This is a genomic window from Paraburkholderia sp. BL21I4N1, assembly GCF_002973525.1.
In the GTDB taxonomy this organism is placed as follows: Bacteria; Pseudomonadota; Gammaproteobacteria; order Burkholderiales; family Burkholderiaceae; genus Paraburkholderia.
Genome location: NZ_PVEN01000001.1, coordinates 1,077,193 through 1,097,971, shown reverse-complemented (window position 1 = coordinate 1,097,971; position 20,779 = coordinate 1,077,193). Strand labels below are relative to the sequence as shown.

The 20,779-nt window shown below is 63.5% G+C and carries 17 protein-coding genes; 9 read left to right on the top strand and 8 right to left on the bottom strand.

All coding sequences use genetic code 11. From position 1 onward, the window contains the following. The first annotated feature begins 306 nt into the window (after positions 1-306). Positions 307-1,701 carry a dihydrolipoyl dehydrogenase gene (gene lpdA / locus B0G83_RS04795; RefSeq protein ID WP_105506233.1) on the top strand — a complete coding sequence of 465 codons (1,395 nt, stop codon included), beginning with the start codon at positions 307-309 and terminating at the stop codon, positions 1,699-1,701. 247 nt (positions 1,702-1,948) lie between these two features. On the opposite strand, the gene B0G83_RS04790 is transcribed toward lpdA, so the two are convergent. Beyond that, positions 1,949-2,905: an AraC family transcriptional regulator gene (locus B0G83_RS04790; protein WP_105506232.1), complete on the bottom strand. Its 957-nt coding sequence runs from the start codon at positions 2,903-2,905 to the stop codon at positions 1,949-1,951. A 498-nt stretch (positions 2,906-3,403) separates the two neighbouring features. Between B0G83_RS04790 and B0G83_RS04780 the strand changes: the two genes are divergently transcribed. Both B0G83_RS04780 and B0G83_RS04775 read left to right on the top strand, forming a co-directional pair. Then, positions 3,404-3,682, top strand: coding sequence for a DUF1488 family protein (locus B0G83_RS04780; RefSeq protein ID WP_105506230.1), 279 nt, complete (start codon positions 3,404-3,406; stop codon positions 3,680-3,682). 19 nt (positions 3,683-3,701) lie between these two features. After that, entirely contained in the window at positions 3,702-4,493 is a 792-nt protein-coding gene (locus B0G83_RS04775) for a phosphate/phosphite/phosphonate ABC transporter substrate-binding protein (RefSeq protein WP_105506229.1), read from the top strand. Positions 4,494-4,509: 16 nt separating this feature from the next. On the opposite strand, the gene B0G83_RS04770 is transcribed toward B0G83_RS04775, so the two are convergent. The 4 genes from B0G83_RS04770 to B0G83_RS04755 all read right to left on the bottom strand — a co-directional run bounded on the left by B0G83_RS04770 (position 4,510) and on the right by B0G83_RS04755 (position 10,247). Further along, positions 4,510-6,534, bottom strand: a complete 2,025-nt coding sequence (locus B0G83_RS04770) for an acetyl/propionyl/methylcrotonyl-CoA carboxylase subunit alpha (protein WP_105506228.1) — start codon at positions 6,532-6,534, stop codon at positions 4,510-4,512. 66 nt (positions 6,535-6,600) lie between these two features. Next, a complete protein-coding gene (locus tag B0G83_RS04765; RefSeq protein WP_105506227.1) occupies positions 6,601-7,386 on the bottom strand; it encodes an enoyl-CoA hydratase/isomerase family protein in 786 nt (261 codons plus the stop codon). 43 nt (positions 7,387-7,429) lie between these two features. Further along, entirely contained in the window at positions 7,430-9,037 is a 1,608-nt protein-coding gene (locus tag B0G83_RS04760) for a carboxyl transferase domain-containing protein (protein WP_105506226.1), read from the bottom strand. 28 nt (positions 9,038-9,065) lie between these two features. Further along, positions 9,066-10,247, bottom strand: a complete 1,182-nt coding sequence (locus B0G83_RS04755) for an isovaleryl-CoA dehydrogenase (protein ID WP_105506225.1) — start codon at positions 10,245-10,247, stop codon at positions 9,066-9,068. 315 nt (positions 10,248-10,562) lie between these two features. On the opposite strand from B0G83_RS04755, the gene B0G83_RS04750 reads away from it, so the two are divergent. The 3 genes from B0G83_RS04750 to B0G83_RS04740 all read left to right on the top strand — a co-directional run bounded on the left by B0G83_RS04750 (position 10,563) and on the right by B0G83_RS04740 (position 13,462). Continuing rightward, a complete protein-coding gene (locus tag B0G83_RS04750; protein WP_105506224.1) occupies positions 10,563-11,285 on the top strand; it encodes a TetR/AcrR family transcriptional regulator in 723 nt (240 codons plus the stop codon). A gap of 38 nt (positions 11,286-11,323) precedes the next feature. Then, on the top strand, positions 11,324-12,217 hold the full coding sequence (locus B0G83_RS04745; RefSeq protein WP_105506223.1) for a DUF72 domain-containing protein: 894 nt from the start codon (positions 11,324-11,326) through the stop codon (positions 12,215-12,217). 126 nt (positions 12,218-12,343) lie between these two features. Next, on the top strand, positions 12,344-13,462 hold the full coding sequence (locus tag B0G83_RS04740) for a 3-deoxy-7-phosphoheptulonate synthase (protein WP_105506222.1): 1,119 nt from the start codon (positions 12,344-12,346) through the stop codon (positions 13,460-13,462). Between the two features lie 143 nt (positions 13,463-13,605). Here the strand turns inward: B0G83_RS04740 and B0G83_RS04735 are convergent, their stop codons facing one another. Next, the gene (locus B0G83_RS04735; protein ID WP_006049832.1) at positions 13,606-13,884 is read right to left on the bottom strand and encodes an HU family DNA-binding protein; all 279 of its coding nucleotides are present in this window, start codon (positions 13,882-13,884) and stop codon (positions 13,606-13,608) included. A gap of 638 nt (positions 13,885-14,522) precedes the next feature. On the opposite strand from B0G83_RS04735, the gene B0G83_RS04730 reads away from it, so the two are divergent. Further along, positions 14,523-16,493 (top strand): bifunctional diguanylate cyclase/phosphodiesterase, encoded by a 1,971-nt coding sequence (locus B0G83_RS04730; protein ID WP_105506221.1) that lies wholly within the window; start codon positions 14,523-14,525, stop codon positions 16,491-16,493. An 89-nt stretch (positions 16,494-16,582) separates the two neighbouring features. On the opposite strand, the gene B0G83_RS04725 is transcribed toward B0G83_RS04730, so the two are convergent. Beyond that, positions 16,583-17,314 (bottom strand): DUF899 family protein, encoded by a 732-nt coding sequence (locus tag B0G83_RS04725; RefSeq protein WP_105506220.1) that lies wholly within the window; start codon positions 17,312-17,314, stop codon positions 16,583-16,585. 285 nt (positions 17,315-17,599) lie between these two features. Between B0G83_RS04725 and B0G83_RS04720 the strand changes: the two genes are divergently transcribed. Next, positions 17,600-18,511 (top strand): LysR substrate-binding domain-containing protein, encoded by a 912-nt coding sequence (locus B0G83_RS04720; RefSeq protein WP_105506219.1) that lies wholly within the window; start codon positions 17,600-17,602, stop codon positions 18,509-18,511. Positions 18,512-18,656: 145 nt separating this feature from the next. Continuing rightward, positions 18,657-19,907, top strand: coding sequence for an MFS transporter (locus B0G83_RS04715; protein WP_105506591.1), 1,251 nt, complete (start codon positions 18,657-18,659; stop codon positions 19,905-19,907). Positions 19,908-19,991: 84 nt separating this feature from the next. Here the strand turns inward: B0G83_RS04715 and B0G83_RS04710 are convergent, their stop codons facing one another. Further along, a complete protein-coding gene (locus tag B0G83_RS04710; RefSeq protein WP_105506218.1) occupies positions 19,992-20,588 on the bottom strand; it encodes a peroxidase-related enzyme in 597 nt (198 codons plus the stop codon). Positions 20,589-20,779: the final 191 nt, after the last annotated feature.

Sequence of the window (20,779 nt, the reverse complement as noted above, 5' to 3'; positions counted from 1 at the left end):
CGGTGCCGGATCTGCTTGCTTCGAGCGCAAATGCTAACACGACAATAGTCCCATTCGGGACCGCCGTGAATCACTTTGGAGAACGATAAAGCGGGACATGATCCTGCGTTCCACCATGAAGCCCTCCGTAGCGTTTCAGGCATCAACCATCGACCAAACTGAGCACGAGTGTTCAATTCAACGCTCGGGAGTTCTGCTACGCTGAACTCGCCTTTCCATGTCGCGGGCCATTTCAATCGGCCGCGAGGGCAAATGCCCAATCCCGTTCATTCCTCCCCGTTCGCGTGAGCTCAGGGCGCTAGCTTGATGAAACATTACGATGTCGTCGTCATTGGCTGCGGCGCGGGCGGTTACAACACCGCGATCCGGGCGGCCCAGCTCGGCCTCTCTGTCGTCTGCGTGGAACGAGCGTCGAATGTCGGCGGAGCGGGCATCCGCAGCGGCTGCATGCCGTCCCGATTGCTGCTTCACACGTCCGAAATCTACGAGCTGGCCAGCAAGAATGCCGCGCTGGGCATCGACTGCGTGCCCACGCTTAATCTCGCACAGATGATGGCGCACAAGGCCGCCACCGTTGAGAAGATGTCGCATGGCGTTCATAAACTGCTGCACAAGCACGGCGTCACGCTCATCTACGGACACGCACTGCTCGTCGCCGCGGGACAGGTCGTCGTCAGGAAAGCGGGCGGTGTGCGGCAATCCTTGCGCGGCAACGCCGTGGTGATCGCAACGGGCTCGGAACCCATCCCGCTCCCCTTTGCACCTTTCGATCACAGGCGAATTCTCGATTCCACCGATGCGTTGTCACTCGAGCGCGTACCGCGACATCTAGCGATTATCGGCGCGGGTGCGGTCGGTGTGGAACTCGGTTCGATCTGGCGCCGCCTCGGTTCGCGCGTGACGCTGATCGAGCGTCGCGATCGTCCATGCCATTGGCTCGATCGCGACGTGACAGCCACGCTGGAACGCTCGCTGCGGCGACAAGGTATCGCGATCCGATTAGAGAGCGACGTGATCGGTATCGACAAGCGCACGGACAGTGTTTCCATTCAACTGCGCACGGCAGGATCGAGCGAGATCGCCACGCTCGACGCTGACATGGCGCTCGTCGCGATCGGCCGACGGCCGTCGACGGCGGGCTTGAACCTCGCGAGCGTGGGCCTTCCATCCGCTCAAGAAGGCGGCTTATCTCAGCAAGGCCTGCTGACCCACGCTGCCGGAATATGGATGATCGGCGACGCGGCGAGCGGCTCGATGCTGATGTCCAAAGCCGAAGAAGAAGCGATAGCGTGCGCCGAACGGATTGCCGGTTTGCCCGGCTTCGTCAACTACGCGTCGATCCCCTACGCGCTTTACACCCGCCCCGAGGTCGCCATGATCGGCAAAACCGAGGACGACCTTCGTGGAGCCGGCGTGGCGTATCGAATCGGCTATTGCCCGATCGCCGCTAATGCGCGCGCCGCCATCTGCAGCACCGCTGATGGCTTCGTGAAACTGCTGGTCGACGCTCAGACGAACCTGATCGCGGGCGCTCATCTGGTAGGCCCAGGCGCGGCCGAGCTGGTTTCGCAGGTGGCCATTGCGATGGAAGCGTCGATGCTGTGCGAAGACTTTGCCCGAATCTGCCATCCCCATCCCGTCTGGTCCGAGGCACTGCGTCAGGCAGCGATGGCCGCGGGTGGATGGATGATGCACGCGTAGCGCACGGCGTCACCGAACGCGCCATGCAAACCATACGAACCATACGAACGTCAGCGCTATTGCAGTGCACGCCGGCAATCCGCTTGACGAGCCGCGCCCGCTAAACCGCGCATCCGGTCCGCTCGTGCCGCGCAAGGCGAGACAAACAACAGTAGGAAAACGTCGGGCGCAAGTGACACCCGGAGCCGGAAAATCTGCGCCATGTCGGCGCGGCAAATCGACGTATGTCAGCGATTCACGCGATCGGTCATTGCTCGCGCTTACCGTTCGCCTGCGCCGAGCGCGGCCCCGAGCGTCGTCGCCCCTGCTCGCGCGCAAACACTGCCGGCGTACAACCGACATGCCGATGAAAGCGCCGCGTGAAATGGCTCTGATCGACAAAGCCCACCGTCAACGCGATCTCCGCGAGCGGCCGGTCGGTGTCGGTAATCAGCGATTGCGCCCGGCGAATCCGGCACTGCTCGACGAAGCTGATTGCCGTGCTGCCCGTACTGCGCTTGAACAGCCGGCTGAAATGAAACCGGCTCATATTCACGACCGAGGCCAGATCTTCGAGGCTGATCGTGCGATCGAGATGATCTTCGATGAACTCGGTCAGGCGCGCGATTTCGAGCTTGCAGAGCGAGCGCTCCGGCGAGACCGCCACCAGTTCGAATGCGTTGTAGCCGCGCAGCATGTGGGCGGCCAGCGCGGTGGATAGCGCGTCGATGATCAGTACCTGAACGGGATGCGCCGGCCGCTCCATTTCCCCGAGCAGCGTCTGCGCGAGGTGCTCGATGACGGGATCGCGCACCTGAAACACATTGCGGATTTCCACTTGCCCTGGCCGCTGCCCCAGTTGCTCGGCCGCCGAGTCGACCAGCGAGGTCGGCACGCGCAGCCGGGCGGACAATCCCGAATCGCCTTCCCACGCCGACTCGTAACCGGCGGGCATGATGTAGGAAGTGCCGGCCGTAATGACGCTCGCATGAACCACACCGGCGCGGCTCTGAATCAGTTTCGCGCTGCCCGACGGGCAGTAGCAGATCAGATGATGATCGAGGCCCGCATGGCGCTCGGCGCAACCGAAGTAAGGACGGTGCAGATCGGCTGTCACCCCACTCCAGCCGCGCTCGCGGGTGGTGGCGATGGGCCGCTGGGGGCGCGCGCTCAAAATCTCGTCGATGGAGATCAATCTGGAGTGTGAATTGAAGATGGTGACCATGTGCGCCTCCCTTACGAGCGATGCCTGCGGTGGCCACCGCAGTGGCGACGTCAACCACACCGAACGCCCGTGTCCCGCGGCGATCCTGACGTTTTATTGTGTCACAGGTTTCAAAGGCGCAGACATTCCCCCTTGTTCGACGCGGTTTCAGCTCGGCTGCCGGATCGGCGGCGCTATGCCGATCCGTTCCGGTATGCCAGCGAGCGCGAGTCGCGGCACAGAGAGCATACGGAAGCGGACCCCGCCGAAGATTGCATGTTCTTGCTCCATTTGGTATCGGATTGCGATCGATGAGTTCGGCGGGCGTTTGGGCATACCGTACTGCTCGAAGTAACGGCGCGAACCCACGCAAACGAGAGGCGTGCCTGCCACGCGTTTTGCCGACCGCATTGCACGCGCGCCGATCGCCGCCAATTCACCCCGAATGCCGGTTCCCCCACATACCTCCCCCTTACGATTTGTCATCCTGACACCTCGGGCGTGTGTGGGGAGGTCGCCATGTCGGTCTATGTCGATGAAGGGTTCCGGCCCTGTGTCACGGAATGCGCAACGGTCGCGTTCCGGGTCTGCTGCGATGATCGCGTGCAGATTTTCGAAGTCAGCGCCGAGGCGCTCATCACCTTCTGCGGCGCGGCCAGCAAGCGCAAGCAGGACCTGCTGATCGCGTTCGAGGACGCGCAGCAGGAGATCCTGTCCGTCGCGGCACGCAAATGGACGTTCAGACCGACCGAGGCGGTCTGGCTCGGCCTCGACGAATTCCGAATGGTCAGACATTAGGTGTGCCAGAATCGCGCTCATGACCTGGATCGCCGCCCTGCCGATGTATAACGTCACGCCCGCTCTCGCCTCCGAATGGCGCGAGTGGCTGACCGCCGTGTTGCTTAAGGTCAAGCCTGCCTGCCGCATCGTCGAACCCGACGAAGAGTTGCACGGCTTCTGGCGCCGCCCCAATCTGCTGATCTCGCAGACCTGCGGCTATCCGCTGATGCATGGCTTGCACGAACAGGTGCAGTTGATCGCCACGCCGCGCTTCGACGCGCCGGGTTGCGAAGGCGCGGACTATTCGAGCGTACTCGTGACACGCGCCGACGCACCGTTCGACACGCTGGCCGCCTGCCGGGGGGCGCGCGCCGCCTACAACCAGGACGACTCGAATAGCGGCATGAACGTGTTTCGTCACGCCGTAGCACCGCTTGCACGGGGCGGTGCATTTTTCAGCGCGGTCGTGCGGACCGGCTCGCATCTCGGATCGTTGCGCGCGGTCGTGGAAAATCGCGCGGACGTCGCCGCGATCGACTGTGTGACGTTCGCGTTCGTCAACGATGAAATACCTGAACTTGCCCGGCAAGTGCGGCGGATCGGCGTGACGGCGCCGTCGCCGGGACTTCCGTTGATCGCGTCGAACACCGTGCCGCCGCAGACGATTGAAGCCTTGCGCGACGCATTGAACGACACGCTCACCACCCAGCCCGAACGCGCAAAACGCCTGCGTTTGCAGGGCTTTTCCACGCTGACGCTCGCCGACTACGAACGCATCGAGCAACTCGAAGACGAAGCGCGCGCCGTCGGCTATCCGCGCCTCGCCTGAGCTTTACGTCAGCGCTTTACGCCGACTGCACGTCCAGCACCAGAAGTTGCGCGCCGTCGGCCACCTGATCGCCCACCGCATACAACACTTCCGACACCGTGCCCGCCGCCGGCGCGCCGATCGTGTGCTCCATCTTCATCGCTTCCATCACGATGAGCGGCGTGCCCTTCTCCACCACCGTGCCCGGTTCGACCAGCACCGCGATCACCTTGCCCGGCATCGGCGCGGTCAGACGGCCTTCGCCGCCTTCCGCGTCCGCGGCATGCGCCAGCAGGTTCTGCCATTCGAACGATAGCGTTTCGCCAAGGCAGAACACATGGAACGTGTCACCGTCGACAAACACACGGCCGGTTGCGCGCGCATCACCGATGGTCGCGCGGAACTCGTGTTCACCCGCGCCGCCCGACCAGCTGAAGCCTTCACTGACGCCGTCGTGTTCCAGCGTTTGCGTGTCGCCGTCGCGGGCGAACGTGACGGTGAACGCGCTTTCGTCGTCGAGATTGCGCCAGCCCAGTGTCTGCGTGTAGCCGCTATTCAGTCGCCAGTGCGACAGCGCATCCCACGGCGACGCGCCGTGAGCGGCGCCCCCTTCACGCGTCAGCAACGCCGCGCAGGCGAGCGCCAGCGCCTCCTTGAACGGCTTCTTCACCGGCGCGAACAACGCGTCGTGATGACGCTCGATCAAACCGGTATCCAGATCGCCCGTCGCGAACGGCTCGCTCGTGACAATGCGCTGCAGAAACTCGACGTTGGTATGCGGGCCGACCACTTCGCACGCATGCAGCGCGCGGCTCATGCGCGCCAGCGCTTCCTCGCGCGTGGCGCCATGCACGATCAGCTTGGCGATCATCGGGTCGTAGAACGGCGTGATGGTGTCGCCTTCGCGCACGCCGCTGTCGATCCGCACCGGCGCCTTGCGTCCCGGCTCGCCCATGCCGATCACGAATTCCACGCCCTCCGGCATGCGCAGATGCTTGAGCGTGCCCGTCGACGGCAAAAAGCCGCGCGCCGGATGCTCGGCATAGATACGCGCTTCGATCGCGTGGCCGTCGAGTTTGAGTTGTTCCTGCGTGAGCGGTAGCGGCTCGTCGCCGGCAACGCGCAGTTGCCATTCCACCAGGTCCTGCCCCGTCACCATTTCGGTCACCGGATGCTCGACCTGCAGGCGCGTGTTCATTTCCATGAAGTAGAAATCGCCGCTGGGGGCCATGATGAACTCGACCGTACCCGCGCCGACGTAATTCACCGCGCGCGCCGCGGCCACCGCCGCCTCGCCCATTTCGCGCTTGATCTCAGCGGACAAACCCGGCGCCGGCGCTTCCTCCAGCACCTTCTGGTGACGCCGCTGCACCGAGCAATCGCGATCGAACAGATACACCGCGCCGCCATGACGGTCCGCGAACACCTGTACTTCCACGTGACGCGGTCGCGTCAGATACTTTTCGATCAGCACGCGATCGTTGCCGAAGCTGCTCGCGGCCTCGCGCTTGCACGACGCCAATGCCGCCTCGAAATCCTCGCTGCGCTCGACCACGCGCATGCCTTTGCCGCCGCCGCCGGCACTCGCCTTCAGCAGCACCGGATAGCCGATCGCATCCGCCTCGCGATGCAGCAACGTCGGGTTCTGGTCCTCGCCGTGATAGCCCGGCACGAGCGGCACCGCCGCCGCATGCATCAGCGCCTTCGCGGCGGCCTTCGAGCCCATCGCGGCAATTGCCGCGACCGGCGGTCCGATAAAGACGATGCCGGCCGCCTCGCACTGCTGCGCGAAGTCTTCGTTTTCCGACAGGAAGCCGTAGCCCGGATGCACCGCTTGCGCGCCGGTGGCGCGTGCGGCTTCGATAATGCGCTCGACGCGCAGGTAGCTTTCCTTCGCGCTCGAACCGCCGATATGCACTGCTTCGTCGCAGGCGGCTACGTGTTTCGCGTCGGCGTCCGCATCGGAATAGACCGCCACGCTCGCGATGCCGAGCCGCTTGCAGGTCGCGGCGACGCGGCACGCAATCTCGCCGCGGTTGGCTATCAGGATCTTGTTGAACATGAAATGTCTCGATGAAGTGTGCCGTTGTTCGGGGCTGTTGTTCTGGTCAGAGGCGTTCGCCGTGTTTCAATCGCGCCAGGACGGCGTGCGTTTTTCGAGGAACGACGCGACGCCTTCACGCCCTTCCGCGCCGGCTCGCGTGCGCGCGATACGCGCCGCCGTGTCGTCGATCAGCGCGTCGTTCAACTCGCGGCCCGCGATATCCTGCACGAGCTGCTTGCACGCGCGCACCGCTTGCGGTCCGTTCGCACAGAGCGTGCCGGTGATCTGCTGCACGGTCGCATCCAGTTGCTCCGCGCTCACCGCTTCGCTGACCAGACCGAGGCGCAACGCCGTCGCGCAATCGAACTGCTCGGCGGTCGTGAAGTAGCGGCGCGAGGCCTGCTCGCCCAACGCGCGAATCACGTAGGGCGCAATGGTCGCGGGAATCAGGCCGAGGCGCGCTTCGGACAGACAGAAACGCGCGCTCTCCACCGCCACCACGATGTCGCACGCGGCAATCAGACCCATGCCGCCCGCGTATGCGTCGCCGTTCACGCGCGCAATCACCGGCTTGTTGCAGCGATAGATCGACGCCAGCATGTTCGCCAGCAGCATCGCGTCGGCGCGGTTCTCGTCGTCCGAGTAACCGGCCATTTTCTTCATCCAGTTCAGGTCGGCACCCGCGCAGAAGGCCTTGCCGTTCGCGGCGAGCACCACCGCGCGCACGTCGTCGCGCGTGTTCAGCGACGTGAAGACCGAGGCTATCTCGGCAATCATCGTTTCATTGAACGCGTTGCGCACGTCCGGGCGATTCAGCGTGACCGTGGCGACCTGGGCGGACACGTCAAGCGTCAGCGTTTCGTATTGCATCGTGGCTCCTGCGCGGGGTTGTGTTGCTGCGCTGTTGTGCTCGTCACATTCTGAACACGCCGAAACGCGTTTCTTCGATCGGAGCGTTCATGCTGGCGGACAGACCGAGACCGAGCACGTCGCGCGTTTGCGCGGGATCGATCACGCCGTCGTCCCACAAGCGCGCGCTCGCATAGTACGGGTGCCCCTGATGTTCGTACTGGTCGCGGATCGGCTGTTTGAACGCTTCCTCTTCCTCCGCGCTCCATGCACCACCCTTGCCTTCGATGCCGTCGCGCTTGACCGTGGCCAGCACCGACGCCGCCTGCTCGCCGCCCATCACCGAGATGCGCGCGTTCGGCCACATCCACAGGAAGCGCGGCGAATACGCGCGGCCGCACATGCCGTAATTGCCCGCGCCGAACGAGCCGCCGATAATCACCGTAAACTTCGGCACCTTCGCCGTGGCCACGGCCGTCACCATCTTTGCGCCATTACGCGCAATGCCTTCGTTTTCGTACTTGCGGCCCACCATGAAGCCCGTGATGTTCTGCAGGAACACCAGCGGAATCTTGCGCTGGCAGCACAGTTCGATAAAGTGCGCGCCCTTGAGCGCCGACTCGGAAAACAGAATGCCGTTGTTCGCAATGATCCCGACCGGGTGCCCCCAGATATGCGCGAACCCGCAGACGAGCGTGGTGCCGTAGCGCGCCTTGAATTCGTCGAAGGCGGAATCGTCGACGATCCGTGCGATCACCTCGCGGATATCGAACGGCTTGCGGGTATCGACGGGAATCACGCCGTACATGCTTTTCGCGTCGTAGCGCGGCGGCTTCGGTTCCTGCAACGCGACCGGCACCTGCTTCACCCGATTCAGATTACCGACGATGCTGCGCGCGATCCCCAGCGCATGCGCGTCGTTCTGCGCGAGATGATCGACCACACCGGAGAGGCGCGTATGCACGTCGCCGCCGCCGAGGTCTTCCGCGCTCACCACTTCACCCGTGGCGGCTTTCACGAGCGGCGGACCGCCGAGAAAAATCGTGCCCTGATTCCTGACGATGATCGACTCGTCGCTCATGGCCGGCACATACGCGCCGCCCGCCGTGCACGAACCCATCACCACGGCGATTTGCGGAATGCCCGCCGCCGACAGATTCGCCTGGTTGAAAAAAATACGGCCGAAGTGATCGCGATCGGGAAACACGTCGTCCTGATTCGGCAGATTCGCGCCGCCGGAATCGACCAGATAAACGCACGGCAGATGATTTTCCGCGGCGACTTCCTGCGCCCGCACGTGCTTTTTCACGGTGATGGGATAGTAGGTGCCGCCCTTGACCGTCGCGTCGTTACAGACGATCACGCACTCCTGACCCGCGATCCGGCCGATGCCGGTAATCACGCCCGCGCCCGGCGCGTCGTTGTTGTACATCTCGTACGCGGCGAGTTGCGAGAACTCGAGAAACGGCGTACCCGGATCGAGCAGTTGCGCGATGCGCTCGCGCGGCAGCAGTTTGCCGCGGCCCGTGTGTTTGTCGCGCGCGGCCTGGCCGCCGCCCAGCGCGAGCTTGTCGATCTTCGCGCGAAGATCGGCGACCAGCGCTTCGAGCGCCGCCGCGTTGGCGCGGAAGTCGTCCGAGCGCGGATTCAGCTTTGATTCGATGATCGGCATGGCGTGGTTTCTCCTGAAGGGTTCACGCTCACGCCGTTTCGGCAAACAGCTCGCGGCCAATCAACATACGGCGGATTTCGCTCGTGCCCGCGCCGATTTCATAAAGCTTCGCGTCGCGCCACAAACGGCCGACCGGATACTCGTTGATGTAACCGTTGCCGCCGAGAATCTGGATCGCTTCGCCGGCCATCCACGTGGCTTTTTCAGCGGTGTAGAGAATCACACCGGCGCAATCCTTGCGCACCTGGCGCACGTGGTCGGTGCCGAGCGTGTCGAGCTGGCGGCCCACCGCATATAGATACGCGCGGCAGGCCTGCAACGTGGTGTACAGATCGGCCACCTTGCCCTGAATCAGCTGGAATTCGCCGATGGATTGGCCGAACTGCTTGCGGTCGTGGATATACGGCACGACCTCGTCCATGACCGCGACCATGATGCCGGTCGGACCACCCGCGAGCACCGCGCGTTCGTAGTCGAGGCCGCTCATCAGCACCTTCACGCCGCCGTTGAGCTGACCGAGAATATTTTCTTCCGGCACCTCGACGTTCTCGAATACCAGTTCGCCGGTATGCGAGCCGCGCATGCCGAGCTTGTCGAGCTTCTGCGCGACCGAGAAACCCTTCATGCCCTTCTCGACGATAAACGCCGTAATGCCGCGCGAATTCGCTTCGGGATCGGTCTTGGCGTAGACGACCAGCGTGTCGCAATCCGGGCCGTTGGTGATCCACATCTTGGTGCCGTTCAGCACGTAGTGGTCGCCCTTCTTTTCGGCGCGCAGCTTCATGCTGACCACGTCCGAACCGGCGTTCGGCTCGCTCATGGCGAGCGCGCCGACGTGTTCGCCGGACACCAGTCTGGGTAGATATTTTTCTTTTTGCGCGGTGGTGCCGTTGCGATGAATCTGGTTGACGCAAAGATTCGAATGCGCGCCGTACGACAAACCGACCGACGCCGATGCCCGCGAGATTTCTTCCATCGCGATCATGTGCGCGGTGTAGCCCATGTTCGCGCCGCCGTATTCTTCCGAGACTGTCATGCCCAGCACGCCCAGATCGCCGAATTTGCGCCACAGGTCCATGGGAAACTGATCCGTGCGATCGATTTCCGCTGCGCGTGGGGCGATTTCTTTGGCAGCGAATCCCGCGATGCTGTCACGCAGCATTTCGATTTCTTCGCCGAGCGGGAATTGCAAACCGGGCAGGTTGCGCATTGCTGTGTCTCCAGGGTTCGTTGGCGGCCGGGCAGCCGGGTCAGGCTGACGGCGAATCCGAGTGCGGCTCGGCGGACGGCGGCGGCCTTGTGAGTCGCCCCTGTCGTCACGCACGAGGCGCGAAACGTTCAAGCCGCATTTCACGCTAGATTGACGTAAGCGTCAATAGGTATTTTTGAGTGTCACTCAGAAATCATCCGGCGCGCATCTGGATCGGTCCATGGCGTGATAGCATCGGCGTAGACAGGCTGATCCGGCCTGCGTCCCGGCCGTCCTTCCGGCCGCTTCCGCGTCCAAAATTTGAACTTGACTCATATGACGGTTGCCCTGAAGGCCGAGTTACCCGCCTCGCGCCGCCAGCCGGCCGGGCGCAAGTCGCAGCAGCGCGTGAAGGAGATTCTTCAGGCGGGGCGCGACGTGTTCTCCGAGAAAGGCTACGAGCGCGCCACGACCGCGGAGATCGCGCAACGCCTCGGCATTTCCGAGGCGACCGTGTTCAGTTACTTTCGCGGCAAGCGCGAGTTGTGCGCACGGGTGATCGGCGACTGGTACGACGAGATCATCGAGGCGATCGAATCCGGCCTGCCGCGCGACGGCAACGTGCGTCAGCAGTTCGCGTTCATCGTACGTACGCATTTGCGGCTGATGCTGCTGAACGGCACGGATCTGTGCGCGCTGGTGCTCTCCGAAGGGCGCGCGCGGCATCACGAGTTGAGCGAAGCCCTCACCGAATTGCAGCGCCGTTACACCGCACCGTTGATGCGCGTCCTCGCGCAGGGCCAGGAGAGCGGACAGATTCGCGCCGACATGCCGTTGCGCCTGCTGCGCTCGATGGTGTTCGGGCCGATGGAACACGTGCTGTGGGACGCCACGCTGGCGAACCGGCATATCGACATCGATGCGACCGCCGATCAGTTGATCGACGTATTGTGGGCCGCGCTCACGCCGCCGGACCTGGCGGTTAGCGCGTTGCAGCAGTTCCGGGTGGAAATCGCGGAGGCGAACCGAAGGTTCGAGGAAGCGGCGAAAAAACGCTAATCTACGGCTTCCGAGTTGAAGCCTGAAGGAGCGTCCACGTGCCTGAAGCGAAACCCGCAAAAGCCACAAGCCCGACTAAGGCCGCAAAGGCCGCTAAACCCGCAAGCCCACCCAAGCCTGCCAGAACCGCGTCAACCAGCCCGACCGCCAACTTCCGCGTCGGCATCGGCGGCTGGACCTACGCGCCGTGGCGCGGCCCCTTCTACCCGTCGGATCTCACGCAAAGCCGCGAACTCGAATACGCGAGCCGGCACCTCACGTCGATTGAAATCAACGGCACGTTTTACGGTTTGCAAAAGCCGTCCAGCTACGAGAAGTGGTATCAGGAAACGCCGGACGATTTCGTCTTTTCGCTCAAAGCCCCGCGTTACGCGACCAATCGTAAAGTCCTCGCGGACGCCAGCGAGACCATCGAGCGCTTCTTCGCGAGCGGCGTGCTACTGCTCAAACAGAAACTCGGCCCGATCAACTGGCAATTCGCGACGACCAAGAAATTCGATCCCGAAGACTTCGAGGCCTTTCTGAAACTGCTGCCGGCGAGCATTGAAGGCCAACCGCTGCGGCACGCCGTCGAGGTCCGCAACGACAGCTTCAAAACGCCGGAATTCATCGCGCTCGCCCGCCAATACCAGGTCGCCGTCGTGCTGGCCGGCGACAGCGATTACCCGCAGATCGCGGACCTGACCGCGCCGTTCGTGTACGCCCGCATCATGGGCACCACCGACAAACACGCCAAGGGCTACACCGCGAAAACGCTCGACGTCTGGGTCGAGCGCGCGCGTCAACTTGCCGCGGGCACGACGCCGGACGATCTGGAAACCTCGGGCGGGCCGCCACCGAAAATCGCCACGCGCGACGTCTATCTGTATGTGATCAGCGGCTTCAAGGAACGCAATCCGGCCGCCGCCATGGCGCTCATCGAACGGCTCTGAGGGCGCACATGCCGATCCGCATGCTGGCCGTCATGCGCGAGTGTCATAATCCCGGCAGCGAATCCGCCACCCCACTTACATACACAGGCCGTGAGGCTATCGCCTCACCCGGTCCGGGAGAATATCTTGAGCGCCCTCGACAACCCCCTGCACGATCAGGAAGTCGGCTCGGCCGACGCCACCCAGGACACCACGCGCATCGACGACACGCGCATCGGCGCGGTCCGTCCGCTGATTTCCCCCGCGCTGCTGCAAGACGAATTGCCGGTGCCGGCTTCGGTGCAGACGCTCGTCGAGAAGACCCGCGCGGAAATCGCCGACATTCTGCATGGCCGCGACGACCGGCTCGTGCTGATCGTCGGTCCGTGTTCGATTCACGACCACGATCAGGCCATCGAATACGCCCGCAAGCTGAAGCGTGCCGCCGAGTCGTATAAAGACGACCTGCTGATCGTGATGCGCGTTTACTTCGAAAAGCCGCGCACCACGGTGGGCTGGAAAGGCTATATCAACGACCCGCGTCTGGACGGCAGCTTCCGCATCAACGAAGGCCTGCGTCTTGCGCGGCAATTGCTGCTCGACATCAACGGATTAGGCTTGCCGACCGCTACCGAATTTCTCGATCTGCTGAGCCCGCAATACATCGCCGATCTGATCGCATGGGGTGCCATCGGCGCGCGCACGACGGAGAGCCAGAGCCATCGGCAACTCGCTTCCGGACTTAGTTGCCCGATCGGTTTCAAGAACGGCACCGACGGCGGCGTGCAGATCGCCGCGGACGCGATCGTCGCCGCGCGCGCAAGCCACGCGTTCATGGGCATGACGAAAATGGGCATGGCCGCGATCTTTGAAACCCGCGGCAACGACGACGCGCATGTGATCTTGCGCGGCGGCAAGCAGGGACCGAATTACGACAGCGCGTCGGTGGAAGCCACGTGTGCCGCACTCAAATCGGCGGGCCTGCGCGAACAGGTGATGATCGATTGCTCGCACGCGAACTCCGGCAAATCGCATTTGCGTCAATTGGAAGTCGTGGAAAATCTGGCGCAACAATTGGCGCAGCACGAACGCCGCATTATCGGCGTGATGCTGGAAAGTCATCTGGAAGAAGGCCGTCAGGATCTGAAAGCCGGGGTGCCACTGCGTTACGGCGTGTCGATCACGGATGCGTGCGTGAGCTGGACGCAAACCGAACCGGTGCTGGAGACGCTGGCCGCCGCCACCCGCAAGCGTCGCGCGGGCTGACGACAAAAACCCACGCGCCGCACCAGCTGCCGATGCTTCATCTCACCGGGAGTTGGGCGGCGCGTGATTCCTCACGCCCGATGTCTCGCTAGTCACGCGCAACGACTGCGCGCGCGCAAAACTCCGGCGCGAAGCGCGTTGCATTACGACGCGTTGACAGCTTCCTTGAAAGCCTTGCCTGCGGTGAACTTCACCGTCTTGGCCGCTGCGATCTGGATCTCAGCGCCCGTCGACGGGTTGCGGCCCACGCGAGCTGCGCGCGCGCCGGTCGAGAAAGAACCGAAACCGACCAGTTGCACCGTATCGCCACCCACCACGGCTTTGGTCACCGCTTCGACGATTGCGTCGATGGTTTGGCCGGTGGCCGCTTTGCTTTCGCCCGTCGCTGCGGCGACTGCATCAATCAGTTCCTGTTTGTTCATAGCACTTCCCGTATGGTAATCATGGAACCGGCGCCGCATCTGTTGCGCCGGGACCGACACACTAACGCATAGGCGCATATTCGCGCAAACCTTGGGTGTAAGCCTTGTATCACCCGCCCAGCGGCAATTTGACGATTTTTTCCGGCAAAGTGCCATAAGAATCGTGCGCTTACGTGATTCCCGGGTCCGGCAATCGTTAAATCCGAATCACAATCCGTTGCAATTTCAGTGCTTTAGCGCGACACAAAGCGATGCCGATGGGCTTTTTTACTATGTTATGGTGGATCGCCTGAAACACGGCAAGACCCGGTCGCAACGCCCGGCGGTGAAGAATTCGCGAGAATAAAAAAATGAAATTTCGCCATATTGCAACATCCTCACCGCTTGCCCCGACGCCCCGCACGGCCGCTGCGGACGGCGCGAGTGACGGCGCGAGCCTCGTTACGGCGACCGGTTCGGGGTCGCCGGCCTCAATCAAAATGCATTAATCGACGGGCGGCAGAAGTGACATATCGCCCGTATTCGGCAGGTCGGAGTTACCGCTCACGATTTATTTCCGCGTTAATCACCCTCAAGCTTGCCCCGGTCGTGCCGATATACAAAGCTGCGTTGGCGGCGCAAACGTTAAAAGGACGGGCATGGTTCGACTAACCAGATTGAGGGAGACGCTATCTGTCGCGGAAGGCGACCCGGAGCTCGTGCGTTCGCAGCTCCAGGCGTTCGGCCGGCAGATCCCGCTGCTCTATTTCATCCTGCTGGTCAACACCATGGCCGTCGCGATCACGCACGTGAATTGCGCGCCGGCCTGGCTGTCCCTTTACGCGCCGACCGTCCTCTGCGCGCTGTGCGTGGTGCGTTGCATCCGCTGGTGGCGCGCCCGGCACCGTGTGCTGACTCACGACAAGGCCGTGCCCGAGTTGCGCAAGCTAATCTGGCTGTCGAGCATTTTCGGCATTGCGTTCAGCACCTGGGCGCTGCTGCTGTTTCCGTACGGCACCGCGTATGAACAGGCCCACGTCGCGTTCTATATCGCGACCACCGTGATGGGCGGCGTGTTCTGTCTGATGCATCTGCGCGCGGCGGCGTTGCTCGTGCTGTCGATCGTGATCCTAAGTTTCTCGACCTTCATGGTGTTCACCGGCTCGCCGGTGTTCATCGCGATGGCGATCGACATGGCGCTGGTCGGCATTGCGCTCGCGTTTATCGTCGAGTTGTATTACCGGACGTTTACCGGCGTGGTGCACGCGCAGAGCGAATTGCTGGCGAGCCAGCAGAAGACCCAGCGTTTGAGCGACGACAACTTCCGGCTCGCGAGCATCGACAGTCTGACCGACCTGCCCAACCGGCGCAGTTTCTTCGCGTCGTTGCGCGCGCTGTCCGAACAGGCGCTCGGCAGCGGCGGCGGTGGCTTCAACGTGGGGCTGATCGATCTCGACGGCTTCAAGCAGGTCAACGATATCTACGGTCACGCGAGCGGCGATCTGGTGCTGCAGGAAGTCGGCGTGCGTCTGCTCGCACTGGCCGAACCCGGCATCTTTTTCGCGCGGCTCGGCGGTGACGAATTCGGCGTGCTCGCGCAGCACGAGCAGTCGAACGAAACGCTGGTCGAATTGGGGCAACGCATTTGCGACACGTTGAGCCAGCCATACCGGGTGGCCGGCAATGTCGCGGAGCTGTCCGGCACGATCGGCTGGGCCGCGTTTCCCGAAGCCGGCACCACGGTCGCGCAGGTGTTCGAACGCGCCGACGCGGCGCTCTACGTCGGCAAGGAAAGCCGCCGCGGCACGCCGGTGATTTTCTCGACCGAACACGAAACACGGATTCGCCGATCGAGTCTCGTGACTCAGGAACTGCGCCACGCGGATCTCGATTCGGAACTGTTTCTGGAGTTTCAGCCGATCTACGACGTGATCGCGCAGCGCACGATCGGGCTCGAAGCCTTGGGACGCTGGCACAACGCGCGCCTCGGCGCGGTCAAGCCGGAGGAATTCATCCGGATCGCCGAGCGCACCGAACTGATTCTGCGCATCACCGAAGTGCTGTTGCACAAAGCGCTCGACGAAGTCGCGCGCTGGCCCGCCGAGCTTTATCTATCGTTCAACCTGTCCGCGATCGACATCTGCACGTCGGCGCGCGCGCGTCGTCTGATCGACATCGTGCAGGCGAGCGGCGTGCCGCCGCACCGCGTATCGTTCGAAATCACGGAGACGGCCGTGACGCGCGATTTCGAACAGGCGCGCGCCTCGCTGACCATGATCAAGAAAGCCGGCTGCCGGGTGTCGCTGGATGACTTCGGCACCGGTTATTCAAGCCTGAGCTATGTGCATAGACTGCCGTTCGACACGATCAAGATCGATCGCAGTTTCATGACCGATGTGGATACGAACAGCGCGTCCAAGAAGATCGTCAAATCGGTGCTCGACTTGTGCCGCAATCTTGGACTCGAATGTGTCGTGGAAGGGTTGGAGACGTCGTCGCAAGCGGCGGTCGTGACCGCGCTCGGCGCGCGCGCCGTGCAGGGTTATCTGTTCAGCCGGCCGATGCGGGCCAGCGCCGTCGCCACTTTTTTGCAGACGGCGCTCGGACAGGGTTATGCGGTTGAAGGATAGGCGGAGGTAAGTTGCGACTCGCGCCTTGCGACTGCCGCGCTTTACGAGCGCGCGCGGCCGCATGGCTCGCGGTCCGACCCGCACCGCGATCAACCCGGCGCCGCCGGATACTCCAGCTTCGGATACCAGTCCGTTCCCCGCCCGGCTGGCGTCATATCGAGCACCGTCCAGATCGGCATGACATCGGGCGCACCGCGCGGATCCTGCCCGGGATCGGCACTCGACGGGCCCATTTCCTCCGCCCAGAAGTGCCGCACTGTGCCATCCGCGGCGCGCGTGAACACGTTGAACGCCGGGTTGTCGTCGCCTGCGGGATCTTCCGCCGCGTAGTCGCGATTGAACGTGTTGCCGCCCGACGAGGCCAGCCGCAAATGCCGCCAGCCCCGCTCCTGCTTGAACGCGACGAGCTTCCCGATCGACGCCCGGCCGATTACGACAAACGCCACGCGCTGCAGGATGTCGGGCATTTCGCCGTCGTACGCGCTGAGCAGCGACGTGCACATCGGGCAAGGCCGCGCGCGCTGCGGACCGAACATCCAGTTATAGGTGACGAGCGTGTCGTGCGCGCCGAACAGACCGGATAAGGTCACCGGCCCCGCTTCGCCGTCGAAGCGATAGTCCTCTGGGACGACGCCGCCCGGCGGCAGCGCGCGGCGCTGCGCGGCAACCCGTTCGATGTGGCGGCGCAGTTCGATTTCCTCGGCCAGCAAATCGTTGCGCGCGCGACGATAGGCCGGGCTTTCGTTCGGAAAGCGCGACGGCAAATCGGCCAGCACGCGGGCCGGTTTCAGTGTCTGTGCGGATGCGGTTGCTTCAGTCATCAGCTCTCTCCCATGCACGATCGTTGCGGTGGCGGGAAAGGTTGATCCTCCCCGATACCTACACGACGAACAATGCGCCAGTAAATCGACATCCCATTCAATTTTTTCGCATTCCATCAGCTTTAACGTTGCGGTCCCCGGCGCGAGCTATCCACGCATCGGGTCGACCGCACGACGATCAGCCCTCCCCAGCAAGGTATCCTTCTGCCCAGAAACAGCCCGCGCGCCCGCTGCGCCATCGCTTTGCCACACGGCGCGCCACGCACCGTCCCGAGAGGATGCATCATGCCGCTTCGTCTGCCGCCTCTGCCGGCGCTTCGCCTTTTCGAAGCCGCCGGCAGGCATCAAAGTTTCAAGCTCGCCGCCGCCGAGTTGCACGTCACGCCGAGCGCGGTGAGTCATAGCATCGTCGGGCTGGAAGAAGCGCTCGGCGTGCAGTTGTTCGTGCGCGAACCGCGCGGTATTTCGCTGACCGCGACGGGCGTGGACTATCTTTCATACGTGTCCGAGGCGTTCTCACTGATCGCGATCGGCACGCAGCGTCTGCCGAACCATCGCGCGAATCGGCCCATCGCCCTGAGCTGCGCGCCGACCTTCGCGTCGCGGTGGCTGCTGCCGCGCCTCGCCCAGTTTCGCGCGCACTGGCCGAATGTGAATGTGAGCGTCGATACCTCGCACCGGCAGGTGGGTTTTCCCGTCGACGGTTTCGATTTCGCGGTTCGCATGAGCCGTTCGCCGGTGGCGGGCGCCGCGTGGACGCGGCTGTTCGGCGAGCGCCTCGTACCGGTGTGCAGCCCCGCGTACCTGGAAAATCTGCGCGATGCGCACGGCCATCTCGACCTGCGACGCGCGACCCTGATTCATGTGAACGCCGCAAGCGAAGACTGGCAGGCCTGGCTCGACGCGACCGGCGCGGACGATATCGAAACCGCTGACGGCTTACGCGTCGACACGATCCAACTCGCGTTCGAAGCCGCCAGCATGAGCCTCGGCGTCGCACTCGGACGCCGGCCGCTGGTGGATAGCAATCTCGCCAGCGGCTCACTGGTCGAGGCTCACCCGCAAACGATCGCGTCGGACACGGCCTACTGGCTGGTCAGCGCGGAAAACGCGGAACGGCGCCCGGAACTGCTCGATTTCAGGCGCTGGCTGATCAGCGAGGCGGAACAGTTCGACGCACAAAGCGAAGCCGCCTGACACGAACCACGAAGTACGCCACGCGCAACGCGTGCCTCGACACGTCGCCAACGGACACGTGAGTCGCACTCACCTGTCATCAAAATCTTTTCTTTTGCCGCTTCTGATGCTCGCTGCGACCATGGTGTCGAAGGAGATCAGAACCATGTCCACGACCCACAGCAAACGCTACGTCCCCGTCTTCAACCCGACCACAGTCGTGATCCTCGCCGGCGCGCTCGTGCTGAGCGCGGCGATGGGTATCCGCCAGACTTTCGGGCTCTTCATCGGGCCGTTCTCGTTCGATCGCGGCTTACCTGTTACGCAGATCGCGTTCGCCATCGCGCTGCACAACCTGGTCTGGGGTTTCGCCCAGCCGTTCGCGGGCGCCGCCGCCGATCGTTATGGCTCGACGCCGGTGGTCGCGTTCGGCGCGACTACATTCGCCGCCGGCCTCGCGTTCGCCGCGGTCGCACCGAGCGGCGCGATGCTCATTATCGGCATGGGACTGCTGGTCGGCATTGGCGTGAGTTGCACGACCTTCGGCGTGGTGTTGCCGGCGGTCGGTCGCATCGCCACCCCGGAAAAACGCAGTATGGCGATGGGTCTGGTCAGCGCCGGCGGCTCCGCGGGTCAGGTGTTGATGGTGCCGCTCGCGCAAGGCGTGCGGCTCAGTTGGGGCATCGCCGCGTCGCTGTTCGTGCTGGCCTTTCTGATGCTGCTGGTCGCCCCGCTCGGCATGGTGCTCGACCGTCGCGTACGTACCGGCATGCCACAGCGGGAAACGGCCGCCGAACCGTTGCGCAAGGTGCTAGGCCTCGCGTTTCGACATCGGGGATACCGGCTGTTGACGCTCGGTTTCTTCACCTGCGGATTTCAACTCGCGTTCATCGCCACGCATTTGCCCGAGTATCTGACGCTCTGTCATATGCCGGTCGGTCTCGGCGCGACCGCGCTCGCGTTGATCGGCCTGTTCAATATGGCGGGCAGTTGGGCCTGCGGCTGGCTGGGCGGCCGCTACCGTCAGCATCATGTGCTCGGCTGGCTGTATCTGATCCGCAGCGCGACGATCGGCACGTTCTTCGTGCTGCCGAAAACGTCCACCTCGGTGATCGTGTTTGCCGCGGTAATGGGCCTGACCTGGCTCGGTACCGTGCCGCTCACCAGCGGACTGGTTGCGAAAGTGTTTGGCACGCGGCATCTCGGCAGCCTGTTCGGCGTCTGCTTTTTGAGCCATCAGATCGGCTCGTTTCTCGGCGCGTGGCTCGGCGGCCTGGTGTTCGATCTGACCGGGTCGTATTCACTGCTGTGGGAAGCCACCGTCGCGGCCGGACTGCTTGCCGCGCTGCTGCACTTTCCGATTAACGACGCCACGGTCAACGCGCCCGCGCCGCGCGCCGAACCGGCGGGGGCGTGAGTGGGCGCGTGAGTGGGCAAAGGGCGTGGGCAGATTGCAGCGGACGGCGGCGACGGCTACAGCCCCGGCGCGCAACGCCCGCCGCTACTCCGTCGTCTTCCGCGCCGCCTTCGGCACGCGCCCCATCAAAAAGAACTCGTCGTTCGGCCGCATCGAAATCACATTCGCCATGCGATTCGACAGACCGAAAAACGCCGTGATCGCGGCAATGTCCCAGATGTCTTCGTCGCTGAATCCCTGCTCGCGCAACGCCTGAAAATCGGCTTCGTCGACGCTGCCTGATGCGCGGCACACCTTCAGCGCGAAATCGAGCATCGCTTTCTGGCGCGCGCTGATATCGGCCTTGCGGTGATTTACCGCGACCTGATCCGCCAGCAAAGGCGCTTTTTCGTAAATGCGCAGAATCGCGCCGTGCGCCACCACGCAATACAGACACTCGTTCACCGCGCTCGTGGCGACCACGATCATCTCGCGCTCGCCCTTGGTGAGGCCCCCCTCCTTCAGCATCAACGCGTCGTGATAGGCGAAGAATGCGCGGAATTCGTCCGGCCGATGCGCAAGCGTCAGAAAAACGTTCGGCACGAAACCCGCTTTCTCCTGCACCTCGAGGATGCGCGCGCGGATATCGTCCGGCCAGTCGCTCGGCACGGGATAGCGGCTGATCGGGCTGGCTTGGGTCATGGCATGTCTCCGTTGTATTCGATTGGCTACGCCGACGATTCTAGCAACCGGGCCCTCGCGTCGTCGCGCACACCTCTTCGGGCAAGCTCGCAGCGCCCTTTTCCCGCCTGTGCTTAAATCGTCCTCTGACCGTGCCGTGCCACGCCCACGTAATGGCCGGGCGGGTACACTGCACGCCGTCGCGCGGGAAC

Bases quoted from the DNA above. Each gene is read 5' to 3' on its own strand.
- lpdA (WP_105506233.1), top strand. From the start codon at position 307: ATGAAACATTACGATGTCGTCGTCATTGGCTGCGGCGCGGGCGGTTAC.
- B0G83_RS04780 (WP_105506230.1), top strand. From the start codon at position 3,404: ATGTCGGTCTATGTCGATGAAGGGTTCCGGCCCTGTGTCACGGAATGC.
- B0G83_RS04730 (WP_105506221.1), top strand. From the start codon at position 14,523: ATGGTTCGACTAACCAGATTGAGGGAGACGCTATCTGTCGCGGAAGGC.
- B0G83_RS04765 (WP_105506227.1), bottom strand. From the start codon at position 7,386: ATGCAATACGAAACGCTGACGCTTGACGTGTCCGCCCAGGTCGCCACG.
- B0G83_RS04710 (WP_105506218.1), bottom strand. From the start codon at position 20,588: ATGACCCAAGCCAGCCCGATCAGCCGCTATCCCGTGCCGAGCGACTGG.
- B0G83_RS04725 (WP_105506220.1), bottom strand. From the start codon at position 17,314: ATGACTGAAGCAACCGCATCCGCACAGACACTGAAACCGGCCCGCGTG.
- B0G83_RS04720 (WP_105506219.1), top strand. From the start codon at position 17,600: ATGCCGCTTCGTCTGCCGCCTCTGCCGGCGCTTCGCCTTTTCGAAGCC.
- B0G83_RS04715 (WP_105506591.1), top strand. From the start codon at position 18,657: ATGTCCACGACCCACAGCAAACGCTACGTCCCCGTCTTCAACCCGACC.
- B0G83_RS04750 (WP_105506224.1), top strand. From the start codon at position 10,563: ATGACGGTTGCCCTGAAGGCCGAGTTACCCGCCTCGCGCCGCCAGCCG.
- B0G83_RS04735 (WP_006049832.1), bottom strand. From the start codon at position 13,884: ATGAACAAACAGGAACTGATTGATGCAGTCGCCGCAGCGACGGGCGAA.
- B0G83_RS04755 (WP_105506225.1), bottom strand. From the start codon at position 10,247: ATGCGCAACCTGCCCGGTTTGCAATTCCCGCTCGGCGAAGAAATCGAA.
- B0G83_RS04775 (WP_105506229.1), top strand. From the start codon at position 3,702: ATGACCTGGATCGCCGCCCTGCCGATGTATAACGTCACGCCCGCTCTC.
- B0G83_RS04770 (WP_105506228.1), bottom strand. From the start codon at position 6,534: ATGTTCAACAAGATCCTGATAGCCAACCGCGGCGAGATTGCGTGCCGC.
- B0G83_RS04760 (WP_105506226.1), bottom strand. From the start codon at position 9,037: ATGCCGATCATCGAATCAAAGCTGAATCCGCGCTCGGACGACTTCCGC.
- B0G83_RS04790 (WP_105506232.1), bottom strand. From the start codon at position 2,905: ATGGTCACCATCTTCAATTCACACTCCAGATTGATCTCCATCGACGAG.